A 22262-nucleotide genomic window follows, 5' to 3' on the forward strand; every position below is an offset into this window, starting at 1 on the left:
CATGAACTGGCGTGCGATGTCGCCCAGCCGAGTGACGACACTCTACCCCATGCATCGATTGCATGGGGTCGTCCTCCTGGGCCTGCTGATCTTTACCCTGTTGCTCGGTATGGGCAACTCCCTGCATTCGCGGATGCTCTGGATTGGCGAGCAGATGTGGTCCGACTATTATCTGCTGGATCCCTGGGCGGAGAAGCCCGAGTGTAACGTGAACATGGACATTGATGCGGCGATCCAGAAGCGTCTGGACAACTACGAGCCGGATCCGGATGCCCTGTTTTCGTCGCCACCGAGCGAATCGAAGCTGAGAGAGTCGTTCGAGAAATCACTGGAGCAGTGCAAACAGGAGCACGCCCTTTACAAACAGAACAAGGGGCAGATCACCACGTCCCTGACGATGTTCAAAACGGTCGAGCAGGGGATGGCCGATTTTCTGCTCGACAACATTGACCTGCAGAAATACCTGTTCCTGGGGTTGTTCGCCCTGGCGGCGCTGATTTCGGCGCTGGACACCGATCACATTGCGCTGCGATTGCCCCGCAACCGCGCCGAGTGGCGGTTGTCCCAGCTGACCCAGTTAGCCGTGAATGGTTTGATGGTGTACTCGAGCTTCTCCTACGTCGGTCGGCTTGAGGATTCCCCGGATGTGGGTGGCATCATCCGGACGCAGTACGCCGTCGCCTCGGTGTTCGGGGTGTTCATGCTGATCAACCTGTATCGGTTGCTGGTGCTGCCGAGCCGGATGAAGGCCGGGTCCCTGTCGGCATCGTCCGGGCTTGTGATTCCGCTTTATTGCGGGATGGGGCTGATCGCGATGTCGTATTTCTTCTTCGTGGACGGCTACAGCTCTGGGCTGGCGATCTACTTCGGCCAGATGATCAGTTTCTCTTCCATGTTCATCAACATCGGCCTGTACGTGCTGGTGGGCATGGCATTGAAGCAGACGCGCATTCCCGACATGCTGCTGGACGTCATTCAGCCGTTCAAGCTGCCGGCGCCCGCGCTCGCCTCACTGATGATTTTTGCGACCGCCTTCCCGACGGCGTTCACCGGGGCATCCGGGATTTTCATCCTGGCCGTGGGTGGCGTCGTCTATGACGAACTGCGCAAGGCTGGAGCCAACCGTCAGCTGTCGCTGGCCACAACGGCCATGTCGGGCAGCATGGGTGTGGTACTGAATCCCTGCCTGCTCATCGTGGTGGTGGCCGCCCTCAACAAGGAAGTGACCACCGATGAACTCTACGGCTGGGGCTTCTGGATCTTTCTCATGTCGGCGTCGCTCTTCTCGCTGATCGTGTGCAAGACTCAGGGCAACTGGAAGCCGCGCCCGGAACCGGGTGCCTTTCGGGAAGCAGCGCGACGCCTGAAACCGCTGCTGCCCTATGTGATCACAGCGGCGCTGGTGATCGGGGGGATCTGGTTCCTGCTGGGGCTGGTCTTCAATGAATACAGCGCGCCGATGATTCTGCCGCTGGTGATGCTGGCGCTGGTGGCGCTGGATGCCAGTTGGGAGAACCGGGACGAGGGCCAGAGTCGCTCGTCGGCCTTCTGGTCGCGGAGCACCGCGGCAGCCAGCGATTCGGCCGTTCACATCGGGGCGCTGTTGGCCCTGATCGGCTTTTCCATCTGCCTGGGTGGCATTATGGAGCGCTCGGACATCGTTCATGCGGTGTTCCCTGAGACGCTGGATAATCCGTGGCTGGTGATGGGTGTCATTGTCGTGATGCTGACCTGTATCGGCATGGTCATGGACCCGTTCGGTGCCGTGATTCTGGTGTCGGCGACGATCGCGCAGGCGGCCATCAACCTGGGCATCGACCCGCTGCACTTCTGGATGGTCTGTCTGGTGGCCTTCGAGCTGGGTTACCTGAGCCCGCCAGTGGCGCTGAACCACCTGCTGACGAGACAGGTGGTGGGCGAGACGGAAGTCATCGCCTCGGAGCGGACCGGCAGTTTCTATCATCGCTACGAGCGACTTCTGCTGCCGCTCATGGTGATGGGCACCACACTGCTGCTGGTCGGCTTTGTGCCACTGTTCTTCTACGCCATCTGACCGGACCATCAGCCCCAAAAAACCGCCCTTCGGAGAACCCGTCGGGCGGTTTTTTTCGTTCAGTGAATAGGTCGACGCTGATAAAACGTAAGAAATCATAGATGGAATCTGTCGGAAATCAGCCATGGATCGCGTCCCTGATGGCCGTGCGCTGGTAAACTGTCGTTAACTATGAACCCGTTATATGCTCAACACTATGATGACCACACCTCCACATCGCTGCCTGCTGTTGCCCGGTTTGTCCTTGCTGCTGATTCTCAGTGGCTGTGGGGGTGGCTCTGGCTCAACTATGGGCGGAGGCCCGACACCCGATGCCAGTGGTGAGATCCGCATTGAGGCGCGGACGCGGGTGGATAGTGATACAGCGGATGATCTCGGGCGGGGTCAGGCTGAGAGTAACAACAGCATCCCCCAGGGGTTGCCGAGCCCGGCCATCGTTGGGGGCTATGTCAGCGATACGTCCGGTCCGCATGAGACGCCGGGCCTGAGATTCAGCACAGACGAGACGGATCGTTACCAGCTCTCCCTGACCGGGTCACAGGTTGTTTCCGTTCAACTGTTTACGGTGACGAACGAGTTGGAGAGCGGAATCGTCCGGCTCCTGAATCAGGACGGTGATTCGGTGGACCAGGCTCTGTTGAGTCAGACCACGGATTCGGCCAGCGTGTCTCCCTCGGCAAGCAGCGAAGCCCAGTACGAGCTCGTGATTGATACCGGTCCTGACAGCGCCCCGTTTCGGTATGTCGTCAGTGTGAGCTCTTCATCCGGCGGTTCGACAGCAACCCACCTCGCTGCGGGGGACGCCCCGTTTGAGGCCGGCGAAGCGCTGGTGACCTACGCGGCTCCGGTTTCCGGAGTTCGTAGTCTCGCGGTGCAGTCCGGGGCCTCAGGCACTCGTCGCCTGAGCGGCAACACCTGGTTGCTTCGTCAGTCCGATCAGTTCCGAGCCCTGTCCAGAGGCGGGATGAGTGACCGCCGGCAGACCATTGACTGGATACGCGAGTTGCGCCAGCAGCCGGGTGTGGTTGCCGCAGAACCGAATTACCGGGTTCATGGGATGCAGGTGAACCCGGATGATGATGACTTATACCGACAACAGTGGAACCTCCCGCAGATCCAGGTACCCGCGGTCTGGCAGGTTCAGAGCAACCCCGGATCGGGCATTCGTGTTGCGGTGCTGGATACGGGGCTCTTCAGCAGCAGCCCTGAGAGTCTCGGGAATTGGCATCCAGATATTGAGAAGGCGGATGGCAGCGGGATTGTTTTGCCTTCGACCGCAGACTATGTCTCGGGTGATAACGAGGGTGACACCACGGCCGGCAGGGATCGCAACCCGGCGAATCCCGGCAACGGTGATATACAGTCCAGTAGTTTCCACGGGACGCACGTGTCGGGCATCGTGGTCGGGCGAGACAATCAGGATGGCATTGTAGGTATCGCCCCCTTTGCAGACCTGATGCCGATCCGGGTGCTGGGGACGGATGAGCAGGGCAGTACGTCCGATCTGATCGCGGCGATTGACGACCTTGCCAGTCTGTCTCCCTCCCAGAGACCTCACGTGATCAACCTGAGTCTTGGTGGTGTCGGTAACAGTGACACGCTTCGTAGTGCGATCGACTGGGGGGTTGATCAAGGCATTCTGTTTGTGGCGGCGGCTGGCAACCAGGGTACCTCGGACCCGGTCTATCCGGCCGCATTTGACAACGTGATCGCGGTTGGGGCGGTTGATTCAAGTGGTGAGAGGGCGCCTTACTCCAACTTTGGACCTTGGCTGGACTTGATGGCCCCCGGCGGCTACTCCCCCCGCGATGGACGATCAATCATCAGTGCCTGGGGGAGACAGGCTGGTAATACGTTTACGCCCGACTATGCGCCTCTCGAGGGAACGTCAGTTGCGACACCACATGTTTCAGGTGTGATTGCCTTGATGCAGCAGTCAAGTCTCGCCGAGCGAGGCAGGCGCTTGTCTCTTGCGGAGTTCATGACTCATCTCAGAAACGGGCGGCTGACAAGCAGGGATGACAGTTTCTACAGTCCGAGTGAATACGGCGAGGGGCTGATGGACGCAGTAAAAGCGACAGATGCGGCTGGACTCTCCTTTAATGGCGTCATTGTCGGAAATCCGGCCAGCTTTCGGTTCAATGGGTCGGTCACGACCTCGGAGACGACCCTGTCCGTGTTACCGGAAACGGACAGTGAAGCGGTTCTGCCGACAGCGTCTGTCGCGAGCCCCAGTTGGCTGGATGTCAGCAAGGACGAATCCCTGAATGGGGAGACCGTGACCCTGGTGGCCACCATCAACAATCGTCGTCAGGCTGAGCAGGACGAAGTGACAGTGTCTTACGAGAACGCTGAGGGCAATTCCAGAACACTCAACATCCCGGTCAACGTCCAACTGGGTGATCCGGTCAATGCCCGCGATGCCGGTCGGCACTATGTGCTCCTGGTCAGCGCTGATGGCGAACGGGAGACGGTCGCCCAGCAGGTCGTAACGGCCAGTGGCGGCTCCTACGCCTTTGCGTTTGATGATGTCGAACCTGGCGAGTACTTTCTCGTCGCCGGCAGCGACGTCGATAACGACGGCAATATCTGCGACAACGGTGAGGCCTGTGCGGAGTATCCCACGAACGGGTTGCCCGAGCCGGTTCGTCTGGGCGACACGTCGCGCAACGACCTGAGTATGACCACCAGTTTCCGGCGCTCGGCGTCATCAGCACAGAGCTTGCCCCGGCCGGGCTTTCGCGGCTATCGTCTGTTGCGTCCGGAATCGGCCGAACCCCAACGAAAGGTAGTACCATGATTCGTATTCGATGGTTTGCTGGTCTGCTGGCGTCGGCAGCATTGACCGGCTGCGCTGCGATCGGCAGCTCGGGGCCGGTAGTCACCGCCTCGCTTTCCTCCAGTCACTGTGGCTTCACGGCGGAGGGGCTGACGCTGGTGTCCTCCGAGTCGGACTGGCAGCAACTCCAGCAGGATCGGGTAGGGGCCTTGCCGCCCTGGCCAGCCCGTGACGATCGGAGCATGCTGGTGATCAGCATGGGGGAGCGCCCGACGGGTGGCTACAGCATCGAGATGCGTGACGCGCGGATCCGGGATGAACTGCTGGTCATTGACGTGCTGGTCGAACGCCCCGGTGGTGGCATGGTCTCCCAGGCGCTGACGACCCCCTGTGCGATTCTCAACGTCCCGTCCGAGGGCTGGGATGAAGTGGTGGTGAAGGACAAGACCGACAACCTGTTCTACCAGAAGCTGTAGGAGTTCCATGAGCCAGAAAGACTACAACGCCGAAGCGATTGAGGTACTCAGTGGCCTGGACCCGGTGCGCAAACGCCCGGGCATGTACACCGACACCAGTCGCCCCAACCACCTGGCTCAGGAAGTCATCGACAACAGTGTGGACGAGGCCCTGGCGGGCTTTGCCACTCGCGTGGATGTAACCCTGCACGCGGACAATTCGCTGAGCGTCGAAGACAACGGGCGGGGCATGCCGGTGGACGTTCACCCGGAGCATGGCGTGCCGGGCGTGGAGCTGATTCTGACGCGGCTTCACGCCGGTGGTAAGTTTTCCGCCAAGGGCAGTTACACCTTCTCCGGCGGCCTGCATGGGGTGGGGGTGTCTGTGGTCAATGCGTTGTCCACGCACCTGGAAGTGTCCATCAAACGTGCCGGACAGCGTTACAGCATCGCCTTTGCCAACGGTGAGAAGACCCGCGATCTGACCCCTGTGGATAGCGTGGGCAAACGCAACACCGGCACCCGGTTGACGTTTACCCCCGATGTCAGCTATTTCGACAGCCCCCGCTTTTCCATCAGCCGGCTGCGCCACAACCTGCGGGCCAAAGCGGTCCTCTGCCCCGGCCTGACGGTGACGTTTCATCAGGAGCAGACGGGTGAAAAAGACGAGTGGTACTACGAGGACGGACTGCGGGATTATCTCCACAGCGCCCTGGCTGACATCGAGCGGGTTCCGGCAGAGCCATTCACCGGTGACATGTCGGGTAATAGTGAGGAAGTCCACTGGGCCGTTCAGTGGCTGCCTGAAGACGGTGAGGCGGTCACCGAGAGCTATGTCAATCTGATTCCGACGCCCCTGGGCGGGACTCATGTCAATGGCCTGCGAACTGGCGTTCTGGAGGCCATGAGAGAGTTCTGTGAGTTCCGCAATCTGCTGCCGCGGGGAGTCAAACTCACCCCGGACGATGTCTGGGAGCGTTGCAGTTATGTGCTTTCTTTCAAAATGTCCGATCCGCAGTTCTCGGGGCAGACCAAGGAACGCCTGTCATCGCGGGAGGCCGCGGCGTTCATCTCTGGCGTGGTCAAGGACGCGTTCAGTCTCTGGCTGAACCAGCACACCGATATTGGTGAGGCGCTGGCGGATCTGTTCATCAGCAATGCCCAGCGACGCCTGAAGGCGAGTCGGAAGGTCGCCCGAAAGAAGGTCACCCAGGGGCCAGCATTGCCGGGCAAACTGGCAGACTGCTCCGGTGGTGATGCCAACCGGGCGGAGCTGTTCCTCGTCGAGGGGGATTCTGCCGGCGGTTCCGCCAAGCAGGCGCGTGACCGGGAGTATCAGGCGGTGATGCCGCTGCGGGGCAAGATTCTGAATACCTGGGAGGTCGACCCTGGCGAGATCCTGGCCTCCCAAGAGGTGCATGACATTGCCGTTGCGATTGGTGTTGACCCCGGCTCCGAGAAGCTCGAAGGGCTGCGCTACGACAAGATCTGCATTCTCGCGGACGCCGACTCCGATGGCCTGCATATCGCCACCTTGCTGTGCGCATTGTTCGTCAAGCATTTCCGGCCCGTGGTCGAGGCCGGGCACGTTTACGTGGCGATGCCGCCGCTCTACCGGGTGGATGTCGGCAAGGAAACCTTTTACGCCCTCGATGAGCATGAGCGGCAGGGCATCCTGGACCGGATTGCGGCCGAGAAGCGCAAGGGGAAGGTCTCGGTCACCCGTTTCAAGGGCCTGGGTGAGATGAATCCGTTACAGCTTCGCGAAACGACAATGGCGCCGGACACCCGTCGTTTGGTTCTGCTGTCGCTTGAAGATGCGGAAGAAACGATTCAGCGCATGGACATGCTGCTTGGGAAGAAGCGAGCGTCTGACCGTCGCGCGTGGCTGGAGACCTACGGGAATATGGCGGACGTGCCGGCCTGAGCAAGACACGTTTCTCAAGCAAGGTAGTCGAACATTGAGTGGGTGTTGTACAAGCCTGCCCAGCGGTAACCCCGTTGTCTGATCGGGAACGGCTGGTGGTCATTGCCGGAGGAGCGACAGGGATGTCGCGGTCGCATTTGGCGTCAGGGATGACCATCAAATGCAGCGTAGGCAATGATTACCAGCCGATCCCAGGCACCGTGATCGAGAGCAGATATCGGTCGCCCTGGCGGGCGACTCCGAAGTCGGAGACATCGGCTACATTGAAGACGGCGAAACCTTCAAGCTGAAGAGATTACGCCAGAATATCGCAACACAACACGTTCACCTCATTCCCATTCTGGAATGCCAGCGAAAGGGTGACGCACATGTAGGCACCGGTGACGGAGAGGTAGGGGCGGGTGACCTGGACGTGATCGGGCTGGTTGAGGGCCTGTTGCAGATAGTGCTGGCGGTACCAGTCGGCGTTGCGGGTGTTTTCCAGCGGGCGGAAGCGCGGGTCGGAGCAGGCCTCCATCGTGGTGTCGCGCTGAGTGTCGTCGATCTGAACACCATGTTCGTTGATCAGATAGCAGCGTGACACCGTGTGGTGCCCGATCAGAGCGTGGCAGGCTTGCTGAAAAGGGGTGCCCCCGCTGAGTTGCTTTGCGGCCTCGCGAAAACGTGGCTCGAAAAAATCGGTGATCTGGTGGCTCGGGTCGAAGCGGTTAGCGTTTTGCCGCTTGTAGTCGGTCAACAGGCTGTCGAAGTCCATGACGGAGGCCATGACCTCGGACAGCTCGGTGCTGGGGTGACTGAAAAAGAAGCCCTGGACAAAATCCACGCCACCGTCGATGGCAATCATCGCCTGTTCCCGCGTTTCCACGCCCTCAAGCAGTACCAGGCAGCCGGATTGGTGAAGCAGGGACACAATGCCGTTCAGAATCTGGCGGGCGCGCTTGTCATCCGTGGCGCGGTTGAGAATCTGACGGTCCAGTTTGACGATGTCCGGTGACAGGTTCCAGATGCGTTCAAAGTTGCTGTGACCGGCCCCGAAATCGTCGATCGCTGTCAGGCAACCCAGTTCCTTGTAGTACTCCACGGTACGCCGTAGTTGTTCGGCGTCATCCGTTGGCTGCTCAACGATCTCGACGACCACTCGATGGGGCGGGAACTGAGTCCGTTCCAGAAGGTGGCCAAAGAAGGCGTCACGCTTTCCCTTGTTAGCGACCACTCTGGGGGAGACGTTCAGGAACAGCCAGTTGATCTCGTCGTTCATGGACGCGAAGTTCTGGATGTGAAGATACCGGCATAGCCGGTCGAGCATCAGATCTTCCGGATCGGTTGTCGGGAGCTGGAAAAGATGCAACGGCAGTACCCGGGCCATGTCGGTATCGAACGCCCGTATCAGGGCCTCATAGCCGACAATCCGCTTGTGGGAGATACTGAAGATGGGTTGCAGGGCCGTGCGTAGTGTCAATCCCTGAAACGTGGCCTGCCATCCCGCGTCCTGCTGATCCAGAAGCGGCGTAAGAAGGTCGAGTTCCGGCTCGGCTGTCTGGTTGGGAATGCGTGTCGACATTAATCGCTGATTCTGTGACTCGCCCAGACGTCCTGACACTGATGGGCTGTGGATGGACTCCTCATCCGGTCACTGTGTTGAGGAGTTTCAATGAGCTATGAACGCAATTATGATGTGATGCTGCCAGACGCTCCCCAACGGAACCAGTTGTTTTCAGTTAAATTACGTTAAAGTAAGACAGGGTGGGCACGCCGGCCGGCGGACGCGCGCCGTACCCACCACCGGCCCCTGCGGGCGGAGATCAGTGCCAATCAGTTGTTGCTGGGGATGACGACCAGTTCGTCGAATTCAACGTCCATCGGTTCACTCCATGTTGTGTGAATGAATCATTAGTGTCCCGTCTGGTTAATTCGCTAATCGACTGCGTACCGCTGGCGTTTCTGGCCAAGGCGCCAGCCCGCCGGTGTGGTGGTTCCACATCAAGGGATGGCAACGCAGGTCCAGAAACGCCAGCGGTGCGCCCTTCGGGAGCGCCTGATTGCTTTGATAGCCGTGTTGCGGCAGCTCGATTTGGAACCACCAAACCGTCGCTACCGCGCCTTGCTCTCAAAGCAATCAGGCGCTCAGTCGATCAGCGAATTAACCAGACGGGACACTTGTATTGTCCGGTTGCCAGGGTAGCGCCACAATCCGTAGTTCCCCCATTCCACTCGGGTCGTACGACCTGCGTCGGGTCGGCCTCGTCTTTCAGTTTTTCTGAACGACGCTCACAAAACTTTTGGGTTGGTGTGACCGGCGTCCAACGCTAAGCTTCCTGCAACCGTAATCGGGAAATGATGCGAACGTGTGACAGCAACAGAGGATGGCCATCAATGCCGGCAGGGAACACCACGGAACGCTATGGATGGGTTAGCGCGGGTCTGCACTGGCTGATCGCCATCGTGGTTGTCGGCCTGTTCTGGCTCGGTTGGTGGATGGTGGATCTCTCCTATTATGATGACTGGTACACGTTGGCGCCTCACATTCACCGTAGCGTCGGCATCCTGCTCATTGCCGCGATGATCCTGCGCCTGCTGTGGCGCTGGCTTTCGCCACCGCCCCCGGCCCTGGCCAGTCACTCCCGGTTTGAAAGGGCGGCTGCGCACATGGCTCATGGGTTGCTCTATGTGCTGATTTTTGTAGCGGGTATCACCGGTTACCTGATTTCAACGGCGGACGGGTCCGGCATCGATGTGTTTGACTGGTTTACGGTACCGTCGGTCACTGGCGAGGTGAAGCGTATGGAGGACTGGGCAGGAAGCGTTCACTATTGGGTGACCTGGGCCATCATCGCTCTGGCGGTAGTGCATGCGCTGGGCGCTGTGAAACATCATGTTGTCGATCGGGACGAGACGCTGAGACGCATGCTGGGGCTGCGTCCCCGGTGAAATGATCTGACCATACCCGGCGGAGCCGGGCATCTTAAGGAGGAAGAAACAATGTTGAAACGAATCGCGGTTGCATCGGCACTGTCGGTGGCCATCTCAGCGCCGTTGCAGGCGGATGATGGCAGTGGCACCTATGCGTTCGATACCAAGGGCCAACACCAGTCCATCAATTTCAAGATCTCTCACCTGGGGTACAGCTGGCTTTACGGTCGCTTTAACGACTTTGATGGCGAGTTCACCTACGACGCGGAGAATCCGTCCGAGAGCTCTGTCACCGTGACCATTGACCCGGCCAGCGTCGACTCGGCCCATGCAGAGCGGGACAAGCACCTGCGCAGCGAGGATTTCCTCTACGTTGACGAATACCCGGAGGCGCGTTTCGAGAGCACGCGCATTGAGCTTGACGACGACAATCCCAAAGAAGCGGACATTATTGGCAATCTGACGTTGCGTGGTGTCACGCGGGAAGTGACTCTGGATGCGGAAATGCTGGGGCATGGCGAAGACCCCTGGGGCGGTTACCGCATGGGGTTTGAGGCAGAGACCGAGCTGACGCTGTCGAACTTCGGCATCCCGATGGATCTGGGCAAGGCGTCCCGGACCGTGGAGCTGTTCATCTCAGTCGAAGGCATTCGCCAGTAACGACCTTGAGCCTCACCGGGCACCGGTCTGGTGAGGCTGTCCCACCAATCGTCTGTCACGCCTGGAGCGTCCTGCCTGGCAAATCAGTGTGTGGGCATCACAGGGAAGTCCGTCGCTGGTATGACTCGGTGCGGGCGTTCCGTGTGATACGCCGGTCGCGGCAGAGCCGATACTGGCGGAACAACTGTCCGACGAAGACGACAAGACCGATCAGGGCGCCGGCCCATAGATAGGGGCGCGCCAGATGCCATTGGCCGCTCATTCCGTACTCCATCAGCAGCATCAGTGCCATGGCGAGTCCGGCATTCAGGCAGGCCGTCGAGCCCGATCGGCCAATGGCGGACAGGGTATCCCGCAGTGTGCACGCAAATAATGACAAGCCCGCGTTGGCCTCTGTTGCTCCGAGTCCGATGAGCGTAGGGGGAGGCCCGCATGGTGACCATGCGTGTATTCCGCTATTGGCTTCGCAGGTCCAGAGGTGTGTCCCGCGCTGAGGACTTGGAATGCCGGGTTGGTGTCTGGGCGTCGGGCTTTCTATAATGGCGTCTTTCGCCGCGTCCGGCCGCATGGTGCGGGGCGCGACCCGATTCACGGAACAGAGGACAGGCCTGAATGCCGGATTTCGAGACCACTGATGAGGGCTTCGAACGCGTTTCCCTGCGGGATTATACGGAGAAGGCGTATCTGGATTACTCCATGTACGTCATTCTTGACCGGGCGTTGCCCCACGTCGGGGATGGGCTCAAGCCCGTCCAGCGTCGGATCATCTACGCCATGTCCGAGCTGGGGCTGAAGGCCTCGTCCAAGTACAAGAAGTCCGCCCGGACTGTCGGTGATGTGCTGGGTAAGTACCACCCCCATGGCGACAGCGCCTGTTATGAAGCCATGGTGCTCATGGCCCAGTCGTTTTCCTATCGCTATCCGCTGATTGACGGGCAGGGCAACTGGGGCTCACCGGACGACCCCAAGTCCTTCGCCGCAATGCGGTATACCGAATCGCGGCTTGCCCCTTTCTCCGAGGTGTTGCTCAGCGAGCTGGGGCAGGGCACGGTCGACTGGGAGCCGAATTTCGATGGCACCATGAATGAGCCCGCGACGCTACCGGCCCGCCTTCCGCATGTGTTGCTTAACGGCACGACGGGGATCGCGGTGGGCATGGCCACCGACATTCCGCCGCACAACGCCCGGGAAGTGGCGTCGGCCTGCGTTCACCTGCTGGACCATCCGGATGCCAGCGTTGCCGACCTGTGCCAGTTCATCCAGGGTCCGGATTTCCCCACCGGTGCGGAAATCATCACGCCCAAACGGGACATTGAGAAACTCTACGACACTGGCCGGGGGTCGTTGCGCATCCGGGCTCGCTGGCAGCGTGAAAACGGGGAAATTGTTGTTACAGACCTGCCGCACCAGGTGTCCGGAAACCGGGTTCTGGAACAGATCGCTCAGCAGATGCAATCGCGCAAGCTGCCCATGGTGGCGGACCTGCGGGATGAGTCCGACCATGAAAACCCCACCCGTCTGGTGGTGGTGCCGCGCTCCAACCGGGTGGACGCGGATGAGGTGATGACCCATCTTTTCGCCACGACCGATCTGGAGAAGAATTACCGCATCAATCTCAACGTGATCGGCATTGACGGCCGGCCGCAGGTCAAGAACCTGCAGGTCATGCTGACCGAATGGCTGAGCTACCGCACCGAGACCGTGCGTCGCCGTCTCCAGCATCGACTCGATAAAGTGCTCGCCCGTCTGCACATCCTCGATGGCCTGCTGGTGGCGTATCTCAATATCGATGAAGTCATCGAGATCATCCGCTATGAGGATGAACCCAAGGATGAACTGATCCGTCGTTTCGGGCTCAGTGCCGAACAGGCAGAGGCCATTCTGGAGTTGAAGCTGCGTCACCTGGCGCGTCTGGAAGAGATGAAGATCCGGGGTGAACAGGATGAGCTGACCGCCGAGCGGGATGGTCTGCAGGAAACGCTGGGCTCGGAAGAGAAGCTCCGTCAGCAGGTCAAGGAAGAGCTTCAGGCCGATGCCGAGACGTATGGCGATGATCGTCGCTCGCCCATTGTCCAGCGAGAAGAAGCGAGGGCATTCAGTGAGACCGATCTGGTCTCCAGTGACCCGGTGACGGTCGTTCTTTCCGAAAAAGGCTGGGTTCGCACGGCGAAGGGGCATGACATTGACCCCGCGGGCCTCAACTACAAAGCCGGGGACCGGTTTGCTCTGGCCGCTCGGGGTCGCAACAACCAGTCCGCCGTGTTCCTTGATTCCACCGGTCGCGCCTACGCATTGATGGCACACAGCTTCCCGTCGGCGCGTGGGCAGGGTGAGCCGTTAACCGGGCGCATCAATCCGCCGTCGGGCGCGACCTTTTCCGGTCTCTTGATGGGGGAGGACAGGCAGCGCGTGTTGTTGGTCACCGATGCCGGTTATGGCTTTGTCACCGTTATGGAGAATCTCATCAGCCGTAACCGCAACGGCAAGGCGGCGGTGACCGTGCCGAAGGGGGCCCGTATCATGCCGCCTCTCAGCCTGCCGGAAGGAGAGGATCTTCAGGTGGCGATGGTCAGCAATGAGGGACGCATGCTGGTCTTTCCACTGAGTGAGGTGCCGGAGCTGGCGAAGGGCAAGGGCAACAAGCTGATTGGTATCCCGCCGGCGCGCGTCCAGAACCGCGAGGAGATGGTCGTGGCGGTTGCGGTCTTCCGACCGGCCGATGAGTTGGTGATCCGCGCGGGAAAGCGTCGTATGACGCTGTCGTTCCGCGATCTGGAGCACTACATTGGTGACCGCGGTAAGCGCGGCCATAAACTTCCGCGCGGGCTGCAGCGCGTCGACGCCCTGGAAGTGATTCCGGCGGATGATGGCTCCGAGGATGCGAAGGGGGCGGGCGAGGGTGAGTGAGCTGGTCCTGATTAACGTCTCCGGTCGCGACAAGCCCGGCCTCACGTCGGAAATTACTGGCATCATGGGGCAGTACGATGTTCGGATTCTGGACATCGGCCAGGCCGTAATCCACGACCATCTGACATGGGGCATCCTGGCGGAAATTCCGGATCAGGCGAACGCCTCGCCGGTGATTCGGGATCTGTTGTTCCGGCTCCATTCGCTGGACCTTCAGGTCCGTTTTGCACCCATCACGCGCGACGAGTACCAGCAGTGGGCCGAAGGTCGGAATCGTGCCTGTTACATCGTTACCCTCCTGGCCCGGGATATCCGTGCTGAGCACATCGCCCGTGTTTCAGCGGTGACCGCCCAGCATGGGTTGAACATCGACAACATCAGCCGCCTGTCGGCCCGGCCCTCTCTGGACGCATCTGAGAATCGCATCGCCTGTGTGGAATTCTCCGTCCGGGGGACGCCCGGTGACCTGGAGTCGCTGCGTTCCGATTTCCTGCGGATTGCCGGTGAACTGAACGTCGACATCGCCTTCCAGGAAGACAGCATCTTCCGGCGTAATCGCCGGCTGGTGGTGTTCGATATGGATTCCACGCTGATTGAGGCCGAAGTCATCGATGAGCTGGCAGCCGAAGCGGGCGTCGGCGAGCAGGTTGCGGCGATTACCGAGCGGGCGATGCGCGGCGAGCTGGACTTCAGCGAGAGCTTTGCCGAGCGTCTGGCGCTGCTGAAAGGGTTGGACGAAGCGGTTCTGGAGCGGATTGCTGAACGCCTGCGCCTGACCGAGGGCGCCGAGTACCTGATCCGCAGCCTCAAGGCGCTTGGGTACCGGACCGCCATTCTCTCAGGCGGCTTCAGCTACTTTGCCCATCACCTGCAGAACCGGCTGGGTATTGATTATGTCCACGCCAATGAGCTGGAAATCGAGGGCGGGCAGGTGACGGGGCGCGTGGCCGGTACGATTGTCGATGGCCAGCGTAAGGCGGAGCTGCTGGGCGAGCTGGCGGATCGCGAAGGGCTGTCGCCGGAACAGGTCATTGCCGTGGGTGACGGGGCTAACGACCTGCCCATGCTCAGCCAGGCCGGCCTGGGCGTGGCCTTCCGCGCCAAGCCCCTGGTCAAGGAGTCCGCCCGTCACAGCATCTCAACGCTGGGGCTGGATGCGATCCTGTATCTGATCGGGTATCGGGAGCGGAGTTAGTTCTTTAGCCACGGAAAGACACAGAAAGCACGGAAAAGTGGCAAGCTGAAGGTTTCAGGTGTGTGTCACTCGACCTGATCGCTTTGGTGGCGTGCTGGCTGCACAGTACGAATAGGCGCAGGCGGCTTAAACGGTGTCTACTTTATTGGGGGCAGTTCAGCCTACTGGCTTGAAACTTGTTACTTTTTACTCGCAACTCATTGTGGCGCCCGCCCGAAGGGCGCCTTTCCGTGCTTTCTGTGTTTTTCCGTGGCGAACGCCTGGTTCTACTGATCCCCAAAGTCGTACGTCATCTCCGGCACCGGGGCCTGGAGGTAATAGCCCTGGATGTAGTTGACGCCGGCCTGCCAGAGTGTCGCCAGGACGGAGGCATTCTCGACCAGCGGGACGATGGTCAGCTTGCCGGCGCTTTGAAGCGACTTGACCATCTCCTTCACTTCCTCTTTCACGTCTTCTTTCTTCTGGATTTCCTCGGTGAAAGAGCCGTCGATTTTCACGTAGTCCACATCCACATGCTTGAGCGTGTTGAACGGATTGAGCGCACCGCCAAACTGGGCAATCGAGGTCTTGCAGTGCAGTTCGCCCAGCGCCTTGGTGAACTCCCGGGCCTGCTTCATGTAGTTGGTGGCGTCCCCCTCGCGGATCTGGAAGATCAGTGAAGCGCCCGGCAGCCGGGCGGCCTTGAGCGCGACACTCAGCCAGGAGGTGAACGTCTTGTCCTGAATGGTCTCGTTGGTAACGTTCAGGAACAGCCGTGTGTCATGCCCCTTGGAGCGATGGCTGGAGAGGTGCTTGATGGTCTGCAGAACCACCCAGCGGTCGATCTTGCTGGCCATGTCTGACGGGCCGGCCGGGGGCAGGAAGTCGTAGGGGGAGACTTCCTTGTCGTCTTTGTCCAGCATGCGGACGAACGCTTCGTAGTGCTCCTCACCTTCACCACGAAGGTTGATAATGGGCTGGAACAGCAGGCGGAACCGATCTTCGTCCAGCGCCTGCTGGATGGCCTCGACGGAGTTGTCGTCACCCAGAGGCTCGAAATGCACGGGACTGTAGACCAATACGCCGTTGCCGTCCTCATGCCCTTCCTGATGGCGCACTTCGGCCGCGGCCGTGTGGGCGCGGCCCATGAGGTCTTCGGCCTTCGGCGCATTCTCGGTGATGGGCGCGATACCAACACTGATGCTGAGCTGAACGGTCTGCCCGGAGATATCGAACAGGTGATCATGTACCTTCTGGCAAAGGGTTTCGCAGAGGCCTTTCAGTTCCTCTTCCTTGCAGGGCGTACACAGGATACCGAAGGCATCGTCGCTCAGGCGTGCCAGCGTCATTTCCTCTGGCACTTCGTCCAATAGCACTCTGGAGAGGTCGCCAAGAAGCACATCGGCGCCGGAAATGCCGACCTTGCTGCGAACCTGGATGAAGTTGTCGATCGCGATATAGGCGAACGCCCCGGAGTCGTCCTGCTCAGTGGCACGGGTGATCGACTTGGTCAGCAGGTCCATCAGGTACTGGCGGTTGAACAGGCCAGTGAGCAGGTCTTCGCTGCTGATCTGGCGCAGCTTCTCTTCGAGCTCCGCATCATTCTGTTGGGTCTGGAGCACGACCTGGGTGCAGGGCTCTCCGTCGTAGGTGGCGGCCGACACCTGCATAACGACGCCGATTTCCCGGTCATCGCTGCGCTTGGCAGTGCAGGTCAGTGCCCGGTTGTCCTGGCTGTCTTCCATGAACGCTTTCATGAATGACTTGTAGTCCGCCTGGCTATCGCTGGACAGGGTGTCGAGAACCGGAATGCAGATCAGTTCGTCGATGTCGTCATAGCCCAGCAGTTCCATGTAGGACTGGTTGGCGTAAATGTGCATACCATCGTTGATGTAGGCGATGGCGTCCTTGCTGCTTTCCAGCAGCAGTTGGCAGCGCTGCTCGGACTCACGCAGATGCGCCTCGACAATACGCCGTTGGCGGCGCTCCGCAAGGCTGGCCAGCTCCCGGTTGACGGTGAGCAGGATGAGGTCATCGCTGGTCTGCGGAATCGCGGCATGAGCACCGGCTTTCATGATCTCCACAGTCCGGTCCCGGTTCTCTTCCGGCATGAGCAGGACGGAGGGCACATCCCGGTCGGCCTTCTTGATCAGTCTCAGGCATTGATCAGGCGTCAGTGGCTCCTCCACGTCACGGGCGAGGAACAGATCCCAGTTGCCCTGGCCCAATGCCTCCTCCAGATCTTCCTCCGACGTCACCCGGTGCGCACGGGTGGCTTTCCCGGAATTGCGAAGCAGGCTGACCAATACTTCCGCGTCGTTCTGGGAAGGGTCGAGGATGAGCAGATGAACCGTCGTGTTCTTCTTCGGCATGCGTCAACGTCCCGCAATAGGCTTGGCGCCCCCTGATCCGGACAGGTCGCCAGTGATCGGATAGGAACGCCTGGTCGCGGTGGTGTCAGGCGTTCTGTCGCTTGAGGCCGGAAGTCCCTCCGACCGTCAGGCATTCTAGAGTGCCGAAGCATCCGCGCACAACCAAGCCATCATGGACTGTGAGGCCCCTCCGCCCGTATCGGGAACATTGTTAACGATACGCTCAGAGGGAGGGCCAGAGCGAGTCGAACTCATCTTCGCTGGTGCCGCCCGGGGAGGCGCTGCCAATCTGGCCTGTTTTGTCGCCCTGATTGAACAGTTTGAGCTCGAACTGGCTGATGCTGCCAGTGGCCGCGATACGCCGGGAGAGCTGACCTTGATCTTCGCGGCCGCCCTGGAGCAGCGTAATTCGGCTGCCTTCCTGGAACGGCATCCGGGGAGTGATAACCGTTGGCCCCTGGTGGTTGTCGACCTCCTCAGGTAGCAGGATGCCGCGAAGGAACTCGCTTCCCTGGCCGGTTTTCTGGATCAGGCGAACGGCACAGGGCGAGGCACTTGGGGCGAGCAGTTCGAGACCGACCTGAGTGCCTTGATGACGAAGCTGGCGGATCCAGCGGACCAGCGCAATACTCCAGGGGTGGGAGTCCTGCTCACGCACGGCCAGAATCTCTCCGGACTGTAGTGACGTTGGAAGGTCGCTACCCCAGCGGATGCAATAACCTCCGGGGCTGGTGTCGACCAGGCGTGTACGGTAAAAACGGGGTTGGTTTCGGCGTTCCGGTTCGTTGTTCCCAGAACCGGCGCCACCCCGGTAGTTAATCGGTGTGTCGGCGGCCCTGAGGATGTCGTCTGAGGCACCGGCATCATGTGCGCCGGACCATGGGTCGTTGCGTCTGCGCGAGTGACTGAGGAAACGGTTTTCCTCATTGTCGATCGCCAGAGGCTGGCCGCCCGCTACAAACTCATTGAACTGCTTTTCACCGGCCACGAAATAGTGCGTTGCCGTCAACCCCACGCTAACCTGGAGGGTTCCTTCACTGGCGATTCGTCGGAAACTGCGCTCGGTCAGCGTTCCCAGGGCCTGACGAAGGTGGGTCAGCAGCGTCTCGGATGCGGCGATTGGCATGGCAAGCGCTGGGAGCTGACTGTCTGTGTCGCGACCGTTAAGGTGCTCGGCGATCTGTCTGGCGATGACGGTTGTGTCGATCCCGAAATAGTCGCTGGTGATCTGTTCCTGCAGCAGGCTGCGGTAAACCGGCGGTGCGTCCTGCTCCATATTGGCGACGAACAGTGCATTCGAGGCGATATCAGCAGAGCAACGGATCTGTTCCGTCCAGACTTCGAAGAGCTGGTATGCCTGCTTGAGCTCATTCTGGCGAAGTTGATTCGGCCGCGCGCAGCCGAGCAGAATCACGCGGTGATACGCATCCGCGACCGTATTCTCCCGACGGTGCATCAGCGCACTGTCGCTGACCGGTGTGGTGTGGAGACGGTTTCGCGAAGCGAACCGGAACACGCGGTGGCATTCAAGCCAGCTGTTGATTGGTGCGGGGCAATAGAGCTGGTTGGCCCGGAGAATAGTGGCGCCCAGTTCGCTGATAATGCGGTGCGCCGCCGTGATGATCAGCTTGCGGTGCTTGTCCGGAGAACCATTGTCGAGCGCCTCGCAGAGGCAGGTTTTGTAACCGGCGGCAAGGTGAAGCTGCAGTGCCTGAGACAGGTTGGCGACTTTCCGTTGCTTTTCGGGGAGCGATACCGAGAGGCCGAGAAAGTGTCGCGCTAGCTCCCGACAAACGAATATGATCCGTGGTCGAATCAATTCCAGCAGCTGGAAGCGTTGCTGTGGCTGAGCGATCAACTGATTGAGTTCAATGATACCGTGATACAGCTGGCGCGATGCTTCTCCGAGATTGGCCATCGGCAAGCCCTTAACCCAGCTCTCAAAGGCTTTGGGCGACGTCTCGCAGAACGAGAGGCTGGCAATTTTTTGCTCGGGGAGGGTGAGGTCTGGTTTGTGTATCATAAGCTGTTGCCGGCTCAGTTTTTTTTGGCTTCCCTGTTGTCACCGGCGTCTGACCGATGACGCGCAATCGCATCGCCCATCCATTTCCTGCCAGTGAGGCATGTTATAAACGGCTTACTGTGGCAAACGAATTTTCTGAAAATACATGTCGTTATACTTTTCTATTTCGACTTTAGAGTAGCAGAGCGCTCGCGGAAAGCCAGAAACGGACGACTTGACATTTTTTGACATAGGGTGTGTCTGCAGAGGCCGATAGCCAAGGGCCACCAGTGGCCCGTCTGGTCCATTCGCCGACTGGGTCAACCGGACGATTCGTCAGGCCTGATATCCGTTGTTGTATGGCATCGACGCCGGCATGAGCGGTGTTTTACTTGTCTCCCCTGGAACTTCCCGAGCCAGCTTCGGAACCAGAAAACCAGGCAGACGGGACAGCAAATCACCAAGCAGCTGCTGGGCATGGTGGTCCGGTACGTCGAAGTGCGCTGCGCCGCTGACCGGATCGAATGCATGCAGGTAATAGGGCATAACCCCCGATTCAAACAAACGCTCGCTCAATTGCTCCAGAGTGTCCGCGTCATCATTCACGCCACGGAGTATGACGCTTTGGTTCAGGAGTGTGACACCGGCATCGCGTAGTCTATTGAGGCCAGATTGAACCGCCGTATCAATTTCATTCGGGTGGTTGATGTGCACCACCATGATCGCTTGCAGCTGGCTCTCGCCCAGCCACCCCAGCAGGGCATCATCGATCCGCTGGGGGATGACTACTGGCAATCGGCTGTGGATCCGCAGTCGCCGGATATGGGGGATGGCTGCGATGGCCGCCTCCCAGCGGGCCAGTAATCGATCGCTGGCCATCAGGGGATCGCCACCGCTGAAAATGACCTCGTTGATGGCGGGATCTTCCGAAAGCGTCTCGATGACAGCCTCTCGGTCGGTTGGCGACAGGCGGTGCGCGTCATACGGGAAGTGTCGCCGGAAGCAGTAGCGGCAATTGATCGCACAACTGCCCGTCACCATCAGTAGTGCCCGGCTGTGATACTTGCGGATCAGGCCCGTCTGCTGCGTGCTGCCTTGCTCGGCCAGCGGGTCGGCGACATACCCAGACGGAGTGCGGGTTTCGTCATCCAGAGGCAGCACCTGTCTCAGTAAAGGGTCGTGCGGATCACCAGGCGTCATTCGCTCCAAAAACGGTCTGGGCACCCGCACCGAAAACAGGTCGTGGCCCGCCCGTGCGCCGGGCAGGCGCGTCGGCGCCAGGTCCAGTGCCGATAGCAACTCGGCTGGATCGGTAATGCACTGGCGAAGCGCCGTCTGCCAGTCGGGCGTGTCGCTTCGTGTAATGGTGCGGGCTTCTACCGGGGTGCGGGTTCGCTGTATCATAGCCGGCTTTCACTTCCCAACAGCGACATTTCAGGTGAATCACTCATGGCTTCCTATTCTACCAATGAATTCCGCGGCGGTCTTAAAGTCATGCTCGATGGCGACCCTTGCATCATGCTCGAGAACGAGTTCGTTAAACCGGGTAAGGGTCAGGCATTCAACCGAGTCAAGCTGCGCAACCTGATGACCAACCGGGTGTGGGAACGCACCTTCAAGTCCGGAGACAGCCTCGAAGCCGCGGACGTGATCGATCAGGAAATGGAATACGTCTACACGGACGGTGAATTCTGGTACTTCATGGCCACCGATGGCTCCTTTGAACAGTACCCGGCAGGGGAGCGGGCCGTCGGGGACGCCCTGAAGTGGCTCAAGGAACAGGATGTCTACACGGTCACGCTGTACAACGGATCTCCCCTGATCGTCACGCCGCCGAACTTCGTGGAGCTGGAAGTGGTGGACACGGACCCCGGCATGAAAGGGGATACGGCGCAGGGTGGCTCCAAACCGGCGACCCTGTCCACGGGTGCGGTTGTCAACGTACCGCTGTTCATCAGCATCGGTGAGGTGCTCAAGGTGGACACCCGCAGTGGTGACTACGTCGGCCGCGTCAAGACCTGACCGGCCGTCCCAAATGAGCTGGATGCCCACAGCCAGTCGCGAGACCATTCGGAGCCGGGCGGAACAACTGGCCTATCTGCGTGGTTTTTTTGCCCGTCGGCATGTGCTGGAGGTCGAAACGCCGGTGCTGGGGCGTCATGGCGCGTCCGATCCCCATCTCGATTCCGTGGCGGCGATGCTGTCGCCGGCCAACGGAATCGCTGGAGGTCAGGGCTGGCTCCAGACGTCCCCCGAATACCACATGAAACGCCTTCTGGCCCGTGACGGCGAATCGATTTTTCAGGTGTTTCGTGCCTTTCGGGACGGTGAGCGAGGCCGCCGTCACAACCCGGAGTTCTCTCTTCTGGAGTGGTACCGGCCTGGTTTCGACGATCATGCACTGATGACCGAAGTCGGTGAGCTGGTCTGCCAGTGGCTGGAGCGGAATCCACCGGCCCGGGTCCGTTATCGGGATGCCTTTCTGGAGGCCGCTCAGCTCGATCCGTTCCGCGCCACGGACGACTCACTGCGCGAGGCGGCTGGTCGGGCCCTTGATGATGCCGTGCTGGCCGGCAGTCTGGCGCGGGACGATTGCCTGGACGTTCTGATGAGCCACGTTGTTGAGCCGGCCCTGGCGGGCGAGGGTGCCGTTTTCGTTCACGACTACCCTCCGTCACAGGCGGCGCTTGCTCGGGTCAGCCGGGTGGGCAGTGAGCCGGTAGCCCATCGCTTCGAGCTCTTCGTGGATGGGCTGGAGCTGTGTAATGGCTACTGGGAGCTGACCGACGCGGCAGAGCAGGCAGAACGGTTTGATGCGGACAACCGGCAGCGGCGTGCACTGGCAAAGACGGATATGCCCGCCGATCCGGAGCTGCTGGCCGCGATGTCCTCCGGTCTGCCCGACTGTGCCGGCGTTGCGCTCGGACTTGATCGGTTGCTGATGCTCAAGCTCGGTCTTCCGAGCATTGAACAGGTGCTGACGTTTCCGGCGGAACGGGCCTGACGGGGCACTAGGAGTCTGC

General features: G+C 60.2%; 15 protein-coding genes. 10 read left to right on the forward strand and 5 right to left on the reverse strand.

Features of this window, described 5'->3' with window-relative positions; translation table 11 throughout:
* The first annotated feature begins 1 nt into the window (after position 1).
* The 4 genes from C8D92_RS12285 (at position 2) to parE (ending at position 7214) form a co-directional block, all read left to right on the forward strand.
* Positions 2-2053 carry a TRAP transporter large permease subunit gene (locus tag C8D92_RS12285; RefSeq protein ID WP_095610032.1) on the forward strand — a complete coding sequence of 684 codons (2052 nt, stop codon included), beginning with the start codon at positions 2-4 and terminating at the stop codon, positions 2051-2053.
* Positions 2054-2237: 184 nt separating this feature from the next.
* Positions 2238-4853, forward strand: coding sequence for a S8 family serine peptidase (locus C8D92_RS12290; RefSeq protein ID WP_116919525.1), 2616 nt, complete (start codon positions 2238-2240; stop codon positions 4851-4853).
* Positions 4850-5308 (forward strand): protease complex subunit PrcB family protein, encoded by a 459-nt coding sequence (locus tag C8D92_RS12295; RefSeq protein ID WP_116919526.1) that lies wholly within the window; start codon positions 4850-4852, stop codon positions 5306-5308. Before C8D92_RS12290 ends, C8D92_RS12295 begins: the two co-directional genes overlap by 4 nt.
* 7 nt (positions 5309-5315) lie before the next feature.
* Positions 5316-7214: a DNA topoisomerase IV subunit B gene (parE, locus tag C8D92_RS12300; protein ID WP_095611860.1), complete on the forward strand. Its 1899-nt coding sequence runs from the start codon at positions 5316-5318 to the stop codon at positions 7212-7214.
* A gap of 295 nt (positions 7215-7509) precedes the next feature.
* Here the strand turns inward: parE and C8D92_RS12305 are convergent, their stop codons facing one another.
* Positions 7510-8775, reverse strand: a complete 1266-nt coding sequence (locus C8D92_RS12305) for an EAL domain-containing protein (protein WP_116919527.1) — start codon at positions 8773-8775, stop codon at positions 7510-7512.
* An 812-nt stretch (positions 8776-9587) separates the two neighbouring features.
* Here C8D92_RS12305 and C8D92_RS12310 point away from each other — a divergent pair.
* Positions 9588-10142, forward strand: a complete 555-nt coding sequence (locus C8D92_RS12310; protein WP_116919528.1) for a cytochrome b — start codon at positions 9588-9590, stop codon at positions 10140-10142.
* Positions 10143-10193: 51 nt separating this feature from the next.
* Positions 10194-10784 (forward strand): YceI family protein, encoded by a 591-nt coding sequence (locus C8D92_RS12315; protein WP_409456182.1) that lies wholly within the window; start codon positions 10194-10196, stop codon positions 10782-10784.
* A 97-nt stretch (positions 10785-10881) separates the two neighbouring features.
* Here the strand turns inward: C8D92_RS12315 and C8D92_RS12320 are convergent, their stop codons facing one another.
* Positions 10882-11163 carry a hypothetical protein gene (locus C8D92_RS12320; protein WP_228151272.1) on the reverse strand — a complete coding sequence of 94 codons (282 nt, stop codon included), beginning with the start codon at positions 11161-11163 and terminating at the stop codon, positions 10882-10884.
* A gap of 233 nt (positions 11164-11396) precedes the next feature.
* Here C8D92_RS12320 and parC point away from each other — a divergent pair, with 233 nt between their 5' ends.
* Positions 11397-13691: a DNA topoisomerase IV subunit A gene (parC, locus tag C8D92_RS12325; protein WP_116919529.1), complete on the forward strand. Its 2295-nt coding sequence runs from the start codon at positions 11397-11399 to the stop codon at positions 13689-13691.
* Entirely contained in the window at positions 13684-14886 is a 1203-nt protein-coding gene (serB, locus tag C8D92_RS12330; protein ID WP_116919530.1) for a phosphoserine phosphatase SerB, read from the forward strand. Before parC ends, serB begins: the two co-directional genes overlap by 8 nt.
* Before the next feature lie 266 nt (positions 14887-15152).
* Here the strand turns inward: serB and C8D92_RS12335 are convergent, their stop codons facing one another.
* The 3 genes from C8D92_RS12335 to epmB form a co-directional block, all read right to left on the reverse strand.
* Complete coding sequence (locus C8D92_RS12335) at positions 15153-17237, reverse strand: EAL domain-containing response regulator (RefSeq protein ID WP_095610498.1); 2085 nt, start codon at positions 17235-17237, stop codon at positions 15153-15155.
* A 223-nt stretch (positions 17238-17460) separates the two neighbouring features.
* Positions 17461-19260, reverse strand: a complete 1800-nt coding sequence (locus C8D92_RS12340) for a GTPase (protein ID WP_116919531.1) — start codon at positions 19258-19260, stop codon at positions 17461-17463.
* 315 nt (positions 19261-19575) lie between these two features.
* A complete protein-coding gene (gene epmB, locus C8D92_RS12345; protein WP_095610500.1) occupies positions 19576-20643 on the reverse strand; it encodes an EF-P beta-lysylation protein EpmB in 1068 nt (355 codons plus the stop codon).
* Between the two features lie 45 nt (positions 20644-20688).
* On the opposite strand from epmB, the gene efp reads away from it, so the two are divergent.
* Complete coding sequence (gene efp / locus C8D92_RS12350; protein ID WP_095610501.1) at positions 20689-21261, forward strand: elongation factor P; 573 nt, start codon at positions 20689-20691, stop codon at positions 21259-21261.
* A gap of 22 nt (positions 21262-21283) precedes the next feature.
* Positions 21284-22243 (forward strand): EF-P lysine aminoacylase EpmA, encoded by a 960-nt coding sequence (epmA, locus tag C8D92_RS12355; RefSeq protein WP_341477031.1) that lies wholly within the window; start codon positions 21284-21286, stop codon positions 22241-22243.
* Positions 22244-22262: the final 19 nt, after the last annotated feature.

This window comes from Tamilnaduibacter salinus (genome assembly GCF_003096655.1).
Lineage (GTDB): Bacteria > Pseudomonadota > Gammaproteobacteria > Pseudomonadales > Oleiphilaceae > Tamilnaduibacter > Tamilnaduibacter salinus.

Excerpts from the sequence above, each read along its gene's own strand:
- C8D92_RS12310 (WP_116919528.1), top strand. The coding sequence starts at position 9,588 with ATGCCGGCAGGGAACACCACGGAACGCTATGGATGGGTTAGCGCGGGT.
- parE (WP_095611860.1), top strand. The coding sequence starts at position 5,316 with ATGAGCCAGAAAGACTACAACGCCGAAGCGATTGAGGTACTCAGTGGC.
- C8D92_RS12335 (WP_095610498.1), bottom strand. The coding sequence starts at position 17,237 with ATGCCGAAGAAGAACACGACGGTTCATCTGCTCATCCTCGACCCTTCC.
- C8D92_RS12290 (WP_116919525.1), top strand. The coding sequence starts at position 2,238 with ATGCTCAACACTATGATGACCACACCTCCACATCGCTGCCTGCTGTTG.
- C8D92_RS12285 (WP_095610032.1), top strand. The coding sequence starts at position 2 with ATGAACTGGCGTGCGATGTCGCCCAGCCGAGTGACGACACTCTACCCC.
- epmA (WP_341477031.1), top strand. The coding sequence starts at position 21,284 with ATGCCCACAGCCAGTCGCGAGACCATTCGGAGCCGGGCGGAACAACTG.
- C8D92_RS12315 (WP_409456182.1), top strand. The coding sequence starts at position 10,194 with ATGTTGAAACGAATCGCGGTTGCATCGGCACTGTCGGTGGCCATCTCA.
- parC (WP_116919529.1), top strand. The coding sequence starts at position 11,397 with ATGCCGGATTTCGAGACCACTGATGAGGGCTTCGAACGCGTTTCCCTG.
- C8D92_RS12340 (WP_116919531.1), bottom strand. The coding sequence starts at position 19,260 with ATGATACACAAACCAGACCTCACCCTCCCCGAGCAAAAAATTGCCAGC.
- epmB (WP_095610500.1), bottom strand. The coding sequence starts at position 20,643 with ATGATACAGCGAACCCGCACCCCGGTAGAAGCCCGCACCATTACACGA.
- C8D92_RS12305 (WP_116919527.1), bottom strand. The coding sequence starts at position 8,775 with ATGTCGACACGCATTCCCAACCAGACAGCCGAGCCGGAACTCGACCTT.
- C8D92_RS12295 (WP_116919526.1), top strand. The coding sequence starts at position 4,850 with ATGATTCGTATTCGATGGTTTGCTGGTCTGCTGGCGTCGGCAGCATTG.
- efp (WP_095610501.1), top strand. The coding sequence starts at position 20,689 with ATGGCTTCCTATTCTACCAATGAATTCCGCGGCGGTCTTAAAGTCATG.